The organism is Rhodococcus sp. NPDC003383, from assembly GCF_053589115.1.
In genome coordinates this window covers 108,093-119,308 of sequence record NZ_JBSFRG010000013.1, presented here as the reverse complement: position 1 = coordinate 119,308, position 11,216 = coordinate 108,093, and the positions used below count along the sequence as shown (strand labels likewise).

Annotated in this window: 8 protein-coding genes; 6 read left to right on the top strand and 2 right to left on the bottom strand. The window is 62.0% G+C overall.

All coding sequences use genetic code 11. The annotated features are described in order from the left end of the window. Positions 1-114 precede the first annotated feature (114 nt). The 3 genes from ACWDTS_RS13920 to ACWDTS_RS13910 all read left to right on the top strand — a co-directional run bounded on the left by ACWDTS_RS13920 (position 115) and on the right by ACWDTS_RS13910 (position 2,579). Positions 115-1,280, top strand: a protein-coding gene (locus tag ACWDTS_RS13920; protein WP_230793018.1) for an IS3 family transposase whose coding sequence is annotated in 2 segments (ribosomal slippage) — positions 115-387 and positions 390-1,280 — 1,164 coding nt in all. Because the reading frame shifts where the segments join, the coding sequence is not laid out codon by codon here. Between the two features lie 336 nt (positions 1,281-1,616). Further along, positions 1,617-1,973 (top strand): hypothetical protein, encoded by a 357-nt coding sequence (locus ACWDTS_RS13915; protein ID WP_450118398.1) that lies wholly within the window; start codon positions 1,617-1,619, stop codon positions 1,971-1,973. Between the two features lie 12 nt (positions 1,974-1,985). Continuing rightward, a complete protein-coding gene (locus tag ACWDTS_RS13910) occupies positions 1,986-2,579 on the top strand; it encodes a hypothetical protein (RefSeq protein ID WP_450118397.1) in 594 nt (197 codons plus the stop codon). Between the two features lie 527 nt (positions 2,580-3,106). Here the strand turns inward: ACWDTS_RS13910 and ACWDTS_RS13905 are convergent. Further along, a complete protein-coding gene (locus ACWDTS_RS13905; protein ID WP_450118431.1) occupies positions 3,107-3,538 on the bottom strand; it encodes a helix-turn-helix domain-containing protein in 432 nt (143 codons plus the stop codon). A 410-nt stretch (positions 3,539-3,948) separates the two neighbouring features. Between ACWDTS_RS13905 and ACWDTS_RS13900 the strand changes: the two genes are divergently transcribed. Further along, positions 3,949-4,602: a hypothetical protein gene (locus ACWDTS_RS13900; RefSeq protein WP_450118396.1), complete on the top strand. Its 654-nt coding sequence runs from the start codon at positions 3,949-3,951 to the stop codon at positions 4,600-4,602. Here ACWDTS_RS13900 and ACWDTS_RS13895 read toward each other — a convergent pair. Next, positions 4,569-4,904, bottom strand: a complete 336-nt coding sequence (locus tag ACWDTS_RS13895) for a hypothetical protein (protein WP_450118395.1) — start codon at positions 4,902-4,904, stop codon at positions 4,569-4,571. The two genes, ACWDTS_RS13900 and ACWDTS_RS13895, sit on opposite strands and share 34 nt — an antisense overlap. Positions 4,905-9,588: 4,684 nt before the next feature. On the opposite strand from ACWDTS_RS13895, the gene ACWDTS_RS13890 reads away from it, so the two are divergent. Together ACWDTS_RS13890 and ACWDTS_RS13885 are read left to right on the top strand one after the other, a co-directional pair. Then, positions 9,589-10,299 (top strand): ParA family protein, encoded by a 711-nt coding sequence (locus tag ACWDTS_RS13890; RefSeq protein ID WP_179161879.1) that lies wholly within the window; start codon positions 9,589-9,591, stop codon positions 10,297-10,299. Next, positions 10,299-11,210, top strand: coding sequence for a ParB/RepB/Spo0J family partition protein (locus ACWDTS_RS13885; protein WP_450118394.1), 912 nt, complete (start codon positions 10,299-10,301; stop codon positions 11,208-11,210). Before ACWDTS_RS13890 ends, ACWDTS_RS13885 begins: the two co-directional genes overlap by 1 nt. Positions 11,211-11,216: the final 6 nt, after the last annotated feature.

Here is an 11,216-nt window from a genome sequence, read left to right as displayed (position 1 = left end):
AACGTCACCGCGACATGCGATTGATGGGTTCGGGTTTCACCCATTGGGACTGCTGCACGGATAGGTGACATCTGAACTGTGGTGCCGTGAGGCACTGCTGGAAGGATGGACCCCGTGCCCAAGCCCTATCCGAAAGAGTTCCGCGACGACGTCGTCCGTGTGGCCCGCAACCGCGAACCGGGCCAGCACCTGCGGCAGATCGCCGCGGACTTCGGCATCAGCGAATCGTGCCTGACCAACTGGATGCGCGCCGCCGACGTCGAGGACGGCATCACACCCGGCACCACTGCCGGTGAAAGCGCCGAGCTGCGGGAAGCACGTAAACGCATCCGGCTGCTCGAGCAGGAGAACGAGGTGCTCCGCCGGGCTGCCGCGTATCTGTCGCAGGCGAATCTTCCGGGAAAAGGCTCTACCCGCTCGTGAAACAGCTCGCCGCGGACGGGATCCCCGTCGCGGTGTCGTGCCGGGTCCTCGAGCTCGCCCGCCAGCCCTACTACCGATGGCTCGCCGACCCGGTCACCGACGCCGAACTCGAGGAAGCGTATCGGGCGAATGCCCTGTTCGACGCCCATCGCGAGGACCCGGAGTTCGGCTACCGATTCCTCGCCGACGAGGCCCGCGATGCCGGTGAGCGGATGTCGGACCGCACGGCCTGGCGGATCTGCTCCGAGAACCGGTGGTGGAGTTCCTTCGGCAAGAAACGTGGCTCGAAGAGCGGCCGTTCCGGGCCACCGGTGCACGACGATCTCGTCGGCCGCATTTTCACCGCGGAGGCTCCGAACCGGTTGTGGCTCACCGATATCACGGAGCATCGCACCGAGGAGGGCAAGCTCTACTTGTGTGCGGTCAAGGACGTCTACTCGAACCGGATCGTCGGCTACTCGATCAGTGATCGGATGAAGTCCCGGCTTGCCGTCGCCGCCCTCGAATCCGCAGTAGCACGGCGGGACTCGGTCGCCGGGTGTGTGGTCCACTCCGATCGTGGGTCGCAATTTCGTAGCCGGAAATTCGTCCGAGCCCTCGCCCGCCACGATCTGGTCGGATCGATGGGCCGGGTCGGTGCGGCCGGCGACAACGCCGCGATGGAGTCCTTCTTCGCGCTCCTACAGAAAAATGTCCTCGACCGGCAGCGTTGGGCCACACGCGAGCAGCTACGCATTGCGATCGTGACCTGGATCGAGCGGACCTATCACCGCCGGCGACGTCAGCTCAGGCTCGGCAGATTGACGCCTGTCGAGTTCGAGACGATCATGACCACACCAGCCGCACAGGCTGCGTGACCGAAACTGTCACCCGATCGTGCAGCAGTCCCATTCGGCGCAAGGGGACGTGTCGTTTATGCTGCTCATCTGCATTTTCTGTCCGGATCGGAGGGCCTTTTGAAGGCACGGAAACTTGTCGTGGCGTTGCTGGTCCTCGCAGTGATCGGTTGGGCCGCGTATTCGTGCACGGCTCGCCCCAACAAGGTCGAGGGATCTGCGAGCGCCGGCTCAACGACCAGTTCGTCGTCGCCCACCATGCCCAGCACGACGCCCCGGCCTTCTACAACTGCGGAGATCACGACTCCAGCGCCCCCGGCTCGGGCAGCCGAGGATGCGGCCAAGCAGGGACTGACCGTGGCATTCACGTGGTATCCGGCCACCGACGGCACCCAGAACGATGCCTACGGCCGGGCCAGGGACTGGCTGACCGATTCCCTTGCCGAGCGCATGATCGTCGACGCCAGCACCGAGCGTGGGCCCAGCGTGCAGTGGGCTCAGTGGGCCGAGGAACAAGCGAAGGTCATCGCCGACGTCAGTATCGAGTGCTCCGGGTGCCCCGAGGACACCGACACCGTCGTTCATCGCGTGGCCACCATCAAGCAGACCGCGGTGTCCGGCAGCGGCACCGATACCGTCGATTCCGACACCACGGTGTGGGTCACGATCGTGCGAGAAGGCGACCGCTGGCTCATCGACGAGATCCGCTACTGACCTGGAGGACCTGTGAAGCTGAAGAACCTTGGTGCTGCCCTGATCACCGCCGCTCTCGCGACCGCTCTGGTGTCATGCGGCAGCGACGAGCCGCAGGCTCCTGCCGGCGCTGAGGTTCCGAGCACGACCGCAGCACCGGCGGTATCGGTCTTCGGCGAAGACAGCACCGACATTCTCTTCCAGATCCATCAGCGGAACGCCGTCGCGATCATCGAAGCGGTGGAGGAACGCGGAGGCACGCCGGAACAGGCCATAGGTGCTCTTCTTGCCGGTCAGGCCGAAACGGGCTGGAGGTCCGGGTTGTCCCTGCCGCCGCCTGCGACCGCAATCGCGGACATCTATGGATGGCGATTCACGTACAACATCGGTGCCGATTCCACGGACGCGGTGCGCGTCGCGACGTACACGTTCATGGATAACGCCGCAGCCGTGAAGGCCGATCCGAGCGACCCGGCAGCGTACGCGCTGGCGGTACAGCAGTCCGATGAGCGCGGATACATCGAAGACGAGCGTTTCTTCGTGAACGACGAAACTGCCATTTCGGAGTACGCCAAGGCCCAGCCCGTCGCGGAGGCCGCGTATGCAGAGTTGCGCGGCGGGCAGTAAACGTTGGGGACGTGCCGTCACCGCAGTTGGGAGGCATTTTCGTCGCCGCCCTGCGGCTGGCAGCTACTCCCTCCCCGTCTCATAAACGAGGCCGGCCCGGCATCTCGTTCTCCGTTCTCTGGAGCGGTCGAGGTGCCGGGCCGGCCTCGTTCGGAATCGCGGGGAAGATGTCGTTACCTAGTTGGCTACCGATGATGTCGAGGGCAATCCATGTCCCCGAAAGTGCCATGCAGGTCAGGTTATGGGACGCGCCATATGGGCTATCAGCCGCCATATATCTGATACGGGTGACTGTTACAGTGACGAATGTAACAGTCTTGCATCGTTCGATTCCTCTGGGTATGTTCCCTTCTGCTCGGGGGAGTGTCTCCTTCGTGCTCGCGCCAGTCGGTGAGTGATTCCCGTCTGGAAGCAGAAGGCCCACGAAAGTCGTGAGGTCTGCTTCCAGCTACCAGGAATCGGAGGACGGCATGCACAGAGCGAGCACCAGGATCGAGAGACGCGCGACGGCTTCACGAGCGGGACACTTACGCAGGCGCTCCCGGCGGCCTATTCCGAGCACGCTCATGGGCCGCACGCAGCTCGTCTTCCGAGATCCCGAGGGCTGTGGACAGTTTTTGCGCCGCAGCATCCGAGAGCGAAACCACGCCACGCTCCACCGAACTCACCGTCTGAGTGGGGAGGCCGGCCTTGGCGCCGAGCTGAGGCTGCGTCAGACCCAGCAGCACGCGGAAGTCTCCCGGGTAGCGATCGTCCTCCGGGACCAACACGACGTCGGCGATCGTCACGCCCAGCACCTCGACAACGCGTGCGAGCAGGTCCACCTGGGGAGAAGCGGCACCGCTCTCCCAGCGACGAAGAGTCTCAGTGCCGATCTTGGCCAGTCGCGCAGTTTCTGTCTGCACAAAACCCGCCTCAAGCCGCGCTTGGCGCAATGCGTCCGGGCTGAACCCCCGTATGACTCGACGGCTCACCGTGCGCGTCCTCCTCGTGAAGTGGTCATCGCTAGACACTGTGCAACCCTCTCGATACGATGTGCGCATACGGGCAGAGAATTATGGCTGAATAGAATAAGGATAGGGGGGTGGTGGAATTGAACACAGAGAAAGAACGGTCCCCCAGCTGTTGACGCAGCTGAGGGACCGTCAGAGTGCAAGCCGACTGTTGACGCAGCCGGACAAGCCAGAGGAACGCGGGTTAGCCCCCCGCGACCTCGATTGCAGATATGGAGCCTGCGATGCACACGTTAGTTGGCACTGGGCCCTTACGCCTAGTGACGGCCCGCCCGGCCCCCCTTCGCCAAGGGACCCGGAGCGCACCTTCTAGCAGCAAAGATCCGCGCCACATCCTTGCTCGGCACCTGCCGAACATGACCGAGACCGCGTGCTCGACCTGCCACTTCGTCTATTCCAAGGAACAGCCGCTGTGCCCGCCCGTCGCCGAGGCACTGCGCAAGATGGCGACGATTGCGCCCACCAAGTCCCTCAGCAACTACTCGACGACCCGGCTCCGCGCGATGCAGCGAGAGCACTGCGGCACCGGTCGCTGCCGCCGGTGTGGCTTCGTCTACACCCCGAGCGTGCGGCTGTGCCCCACCTCGCGCCGTATCGCCCTGGAGCTCGAAACCCGGTTTAAAGCCCCCATCAGTGAGATCAAGGCGGGCAAGGGCCTGTGCTCCGGAAAAGGGACTGCGTGGACTGTCACGGGCAACGAGTCCGCCCCGTGGCGACAGGCCGTCGCCGCGTGTGCACAGTGCCCGTTGCTGGCCCAGTGCGCCACGGAGTTGGAACGCAGGCTCTCCAGCGGTGAGAAGATCAGTGACCAGATTCTGGCCGGCCGACTGTTCTCCACTCAGGGCGCCGAGATCGATATCGAGGGGTTCGACAAGTACGCAGACCGGCGCGGGGTGAAGACCAAGGGCCGGAACAGCCGTGCTCGGCGCCGCGCTGCTGGTTGCACGGCGACTGGTCCGATGCCCGCTGCGAGTGATCAGTTGACGCTCTTCGGGTCGGCTGCCGCATGAAGCCCGGGGCAAACGATCAGGCTGCTGTCGATCGAGACGGCCGTGAATGGACGCTCTTCGCTCTTGATGGCCGGATGAAAGGCCGTCTCGTCCGAGAAGGCGCAGCTGCCATCCTCTGCGACCTCGACGAGCTGGTGGAGATGCACGGACCGTTGGTCCTGTCCCCTCCTCGGCTCACTGTCACCGGCGGGTTCGCTGCGATTGCCGACACTGTCGGCCTCGTGGCGTCCGATCCGGAAACGGCCTCGATCGAACAGATTCGGCAGGTCGCCGTATTCGCTCAGTCGATCCTCCTGCCACAAGGTCGACAGAGCGCATGACCGATTCCTTGCAGATCATCTTCCGGGAAGGCACGCCCGCCCGGGATCCACAGGTTCTGATCATCGCTCCCGTGCTCCGCCCTGGTTCATCCACGCCGCCCCCTGTGCGATTCCAGGACGTCGAGAGCGGTCCGATCGCGTGATTCGACCGTCTCACTGCCAGCCAGTAACTTGCGCCGCCCGTGGCTCCTACGACTACGCGGTGCCCGCCCTCGATGCACACCGCGCCGGATGTCGCTGCAAGATGCCTCACGGCACGCCGGGGACGGTAGACACCGACCTTCACTCCCTCCTCCCCTGATTTCACCGGTCTCCACGAATCGGGGGCGCGAGGACACGATTTGTAATTACGATCCGTCAATGCCTCTGCCCGACTCTCGCACACCAACGACCCGTGAAAATAAAATTCGAGCCGGTGCGCGACATGAGAGGGATCATGTGATGAAATTACTGCCAGGAATATAAACCGACCGGAGGAGATCGAACCGCACCCATCGCACACAACTACATGACGCTTGGACAGCACATGACAAAGCCCCCTTGCGGGGGCTCGTCATTCGGTCGAACTTTGCCGAGATCGACCGGAACTCCGAACACCTAACGACGTTAGTTTTCACCCTCACCGTCAGGTGTCCTTCTGGGGCCGAAGTTGCCGATTCGACTCCATTTTGTGCTTTCACCAGGTATTTCCTTGCCGAGATACCCGATTCCACGAAGGGACTTACCGTGCCTGGTACGTCTCAGGGTAGCCCATGCCCTGAACAGCAAACAACCTTTTCGACGACCTCCGATGAGGAGATTACACGCCCAGAGGACGAATTCGCCGTCTCTCCCGTCGCCAATTTCGGCGATATTCAATATTTCGACGCCGTATCTCGCGCTAAAGCAAATATCGAACGCGTCGAAAAAATGAATGAGGAAAGCGAGCAGCGCGGCCGCACATGGTCGATTCCCGTCTCACCGCAATTGCAGGCCAAAACCCCCATTTGGTCAGGTCGTACACAATGGCAACGCCAAGTCCGCGAGATTCTCAACCGCGAAGAGGGCAGAAACCTCTGCCGGCGCCATCACGCCGATCCCGAACGTGTCTTTGCCGTCGCGGTGAGCATGGCGTCATTCGCGGATCAGCGGACAGGTCGACGCGTCACTGCGTCCCGCGAAGTACTCGCAGAACGCGCAGGGGTGTCCGTCACTGTTTTCAAGCGCGCTCGACGAGTGCTGGTCGAGTTCGGACTGGCCCGCGAGATGGTTCGAGGACGTTTCCTACGTACCCTCGAACAGTGGGCAGCTGAAGCGCATCACGGACGTAAACAGGTCAAGGCAACCAGCGTCTGGGCTCTAGTCTCCCCCAAGGTAGTTGTCCTTCGGAGCACACACGATCGCACGGCCTCGGCCCCGGCTCCCACGCGGTGTCACACCAAGGCGGCCTCAACTTTCGGAGAAGCTCTTCGGCCGCGTCATCCACAGGACGCCAGCCGTGGCCCCCAATCTGTTGCTCTATCTTTTAGTACTTGTACTTCTGTTAAGAAGTACAAGACAACGCGCGCGAGCGCGCGCAGGCTCGATAACTCACACAGAAGACCCAGGGAACCGCGTCCAATCAGCCTCCAGAAGGCCGCTGCGGACTTAATTGTGCATGCTCCATGTTTCGACATCGGAGAACATATTGGAGCTGTCTGCGAGGCTCTCAGAGACCATTACGTCGATCCTGAACGGTGGACTGGCCGCGATATCGCATTTGCGCTTACCGAAGACACCCGCCGACGTGGATGGATTTGGCCTACACGGGACTCGCTGAGGCATCCCGTCCGCTACCTTCGATGGAGACTTGCCGCCATCGACTGGTCACTCCCCTCCCCTACCGAACGCGCCGAGTCTGCGAAACGACGGCGCGACGCCGAACGCCGCGCTGCTGCCTCCGCCCTGGCGGAACGAGCCGAGAAGGCCGCATCGGAAGAGGTTCGAGTTACAGCCATGGCACGGATCCGCGGTCTGCTGCAGGACAAACGTTCCAAGTAGACGATCTGAGACTGCGCGAGCTGGCGACAGTATGAGAACGAACATCGGCAGATACGTCGAGCCGACCGAATGTACGCTTTGGACGTGTGCCGTCTCAGTGGTTGTTCCATGCTTTTGGTTTACCGCGGTAAACCAGCAGAGTTTGCATGTACTGCAGAGCGAGTAGCGCTCGAACCGTAAACCCGCGTCGAAGGCCGGCCTGCGGTTTACCGCGGTGAACCGCCTCTACACCCCCACCTGTTTATCCCACTCGATTCTTTGCGGCCACGCCCGGTGATCCCGGGCACCTTCGCGCCACCACGTTTTTATAGGTCGCAGAGAAGACCGAGAGTGATAGGCGATCCGAGTGAGCGGTTCGGGTAGGCGTAGCACTTAAGGCCGCCCTTTGGTTTACCACGGTAAACACGATCTCTCTGTTCTATAGCAGGGCAATACAGGCTCCCATCAGCGGTTTACCGCGGTAAACTCAGCTCTGAGCGGGCCGTCGCGCATCAGATCGACAAGCTGCGACAATCACACGTTCTTCGCTGCACTCGGTCGGCGGGCTCGGTTTCTCGGATCTTCCCTTGCGGCGCGGTCTCGTACTTGCCGCGGTGAACAAGAGACCGCGCCGGATTGGGGTCCGCTATGCACTACGACCGGTTTACCGCGGTAAACAAAGAAATCTGCGCCGGCTAGGCCTGTGGCGACGGGCGCCCTTCGTTAGCGATAGCTTACCGCGGTAAACCGATGAGCCTCGGAGGTGGTGCTGTCTAGTCGTACTCACTGTGTAGGGCGAATGCGGTGATCGCTCCACCGCATCCTGCATTCGACAAGAAATTGAGAACCTTCCGCTGATCGAACATGCCTTCCGCGAGGAGGCGCCTTTCTTGGCCATCAGCGGACGTCAGTACCTGAGACTCCATTCGGCGGTTTACCGCGGTAAACCGCCGAATGGTTAAGGCTGAGGGTGCATCCACCGAGGCAATGAAGCGGCTGTTAGATAGGCATAGCGCCTATGCGGTTTACCGCGGTAAACCGCGGTCAGTTCTACGCGGTCGGCTACGAGACGTTCTGGGTATGAACAATGAGATTCGTTCTGTCAGGTTACGGACGAAACGAGAGCCAGAAGCGGCGTAGGAAGGGAGTCAGTGAGCATGGTTTACCGCGGTAAACCATGCCAGTGAACACGAGGGGATACCAAGAGGAACGCGCGAAGCAGACCAAGAGAGCATTGGTTCTACTAGCGCTTCCAGATGGAACTCTCCCGCCACAGGTCATGCCGCGACTCGTTCCATCAGATGGTCGAAGGCGAGAGAGTGGTTTACCGCGGTAAACCGGCGTCGATCAACTGTCGCCCTCGATGAACCTCACCGAGCTACATCGGCGGAGGAACAACAAGACGAAGCGAGCAGGGGAGCGCCCACGCATGAGAAGGCGAGGCGCGGTTTACCGCGGTAAACCCGCTCGGCATCCGTCTCGACTGGTTGAACTAGTGCAGACAGATAGCTACCAGTTGACGGAGCGACTTACAAAACCGAGCGATGGCGTACTTACCGCGGTAAAATACGTCTCCCGCAATCCCTACCTAGCGACGGAACCGTGCTGCCTCAGTGATGCGCACCAACTCCCGAGGATGGGATGCCTAGGAGTCCCGAGGGGGGAGAGGGGAACCAGCGCACACGCCGAACACTGCACCCACCGGGTGGAGGCCACGGCCCTACCTCGTTGCAATGATTGCAGAGACCAATCTCCGCGCGTGCGAGGTCAGTCAAACATTAACTCAGTCTTCTCATGTACGACAGCGCGAGACGTGCAGCGTCCGGTCTGGCGCTCAGGAGGGACTAGTGATTGAGAAGCGTGGCACTTCCACGCTGCCTCCGCCGAAGGAGGAGGCGGGTTCTATCGGCCGAATCTGCAGAATTTGCAAAAGTTGACCGCGGTAAACCGCCGATCTAGAACATCACGTGGCGGCGAAGTCGAAGACGAGAGCGACGAATGCCTTCAGTGTGGGGAGGTCCGTAATCACGGTCAACTTCCGTCAGTTTCGTGCAGGGCCTCGATACGCCGCCTCAGAAAGGCATCGAGAACTGTTTGCAAGCAAGGCGGAGGGAGAACCGAAAACCGTCACTGTGACGAAATGTCCGCAGGGCAGAGACACCCTGAAAACTGTGTTACCCGAACCGCGTTCATCTCGCATAGAACCTCTTCATGGCGATGCCGACGACACGCCGAAGCAATCAGAGTTTTTTCGTTCAAGAACCCAGGCGGATTCGGGTTGGGGGAGTGCCCTTGTGTACCCGTCGACCTCGACCCGGCCGCGTTTCCATCCACGCGTCGACAGTCTCAGGGAGCCAACCGAACCGAGGCCCGATCGACGCGTCAGCTTGCGGCAGAACACCTTTCCGTAGATAGCCTTTGGCGGTGTTGTAGGTGATGCCGACACGGTCGGCGACCTCGTGCAAAGTCAGGTAGCGAAGCACATCTGAAATCATACGGCGAAAGCTTGTTCCGTAGACCCGTAAGGGTCTATTGTACGAGTTGCGCGCCTGATCAAACTGCATCGAAACCGTTACAGTGATGCAGGCGCAATCGTCATCTCCGCCAAACGATGGCGACGCGAGTCCGAAGTAGCCCCACCCTGGGGTGAAGCATACGGAGGTAACCTATGGCTGTTCATGTCATGCTCAACCAAAAAGGTGGCGTCGGAAAATCGACGCTCACCATGAACCTCGCCGCTGTCAAAGCGGATGTCCTCACCGCCGGTGACGACGACGATGTTCAGTCCCCGGTCGCCGCGATCTCCGTCGACCCGCAGGGTTCGGCGGTGTGGTGGGCTTCGCGGGTCGAGGAGTTGCCGTTTCTGATTGACCAGGTCCACGACAACCTCGACGTGCTGCGTAATCTCGACAAGCTGCCCGGCATCAAGCATGTCTATGTCGACACCCCGGGCTGGATCGACCTGTCCGGGTCCGATGACGGTACCGATGTGCTCGGCACCGGTAGTTCTGCCGACGCGTTGCGTGCGGTGCTCGAGGTCGCTGATTTGGTCATCGTTCCGATCGAACCCGAACCGCTGTGTTTCGATCCCACCGCGCGCACCATCAAGCAGGTCATCGAACCTCTCGGCAAGAAATTCATTGTCGTGGTGAACAATTGGGATCCCCGCGACGGCAAGGTCGACCTCGAACAGACCCGCGAGTTCGTCCAGGCCAACGGCTGGCCCCTCGCCCGAACAGTGGTGCGGCACTACAAGGTCCACACCCGCGCCGCCGCCGAAGGCCGTGTGGTCACCGAGTACGAAGCCAACCGCGTCTCGTTGCAGGCACGGGAGGATTTCTACAAGCTCAGCCTCGAGCTCGCGGACGGTGGTCGCTGATGCCGCCCAAGGGTGGGCGCGCGGACTTCGCCTCCCTCGTCGGAGCAGTCGGCGACAACTCCCCGGTCGACCGCAAGCGCACCCCCGCACCCACGAAGACGAAGGCGACGATCGAGCCTCTCGAAGGCCAACTGCTCGCCGATGTTCCGGTCGATCAGCTCATCGCCAACCCCCGCAACCCGCGCGACGAACTCGGGGATCTGTCGGATCTGGCCACGATCGCCGACCGGCAGCTGCAACCCGGCACCGTCGTCAGCCGCACAGCCTGGCTGAAACTGTGGCCCGAAGACGAAGACGATCTCGGTGCAGCGCAGTACATCGTCGTCAACGGTAACCGCCGGCTCGCCGCCGCCCAGAAGTACGGCCGCCCTGGCCTCGATGTGGTGCTGCGCGACAGCATCGCCGTCGACAAGGGCGAAATCCTCTGGGCCGCAACGAGTGAGAACATCGACCGCCGCGACTTCGACGTCCTCGAAGAAGCCAAGGCCGTCGAGTTGATGGTCTCCGAGTTCGGGAGCGCAGATGCGGCGGCGAAGAAGCTCGGCCGCTCCAAAGGCTGGGTGTCCCAGCGCCGTGCTCTGCTCAAACTCGCCCCCGAGCTGCAAGCCGCCCTGCGCGCAGGTGATCTCGCTGTGCGCCAGGCCCGCTCGCTGGCCCGAGTTCCGCTCGAGGAGCAAGTCGCGGCATGGGAAGCAGCCCAGAACCCCGATCCGGAACCCGCAAAGGAAGAGACTGCCGAGCCCGAGGCGCCGCAGCCGAAAGAACCTGCGAGCAAGCTCGAGCCGGTGGACAAGGTGGCTCAGGCACTCAAACGACTCGGGGCGGATCCGGATGTGCTGGCCGCGGCGGTGCGGAAGCACTTCACCGACGACGAGCGCCGCAAGCTCATCAATGCACTCGAGCTCCGGTAGCCGCGA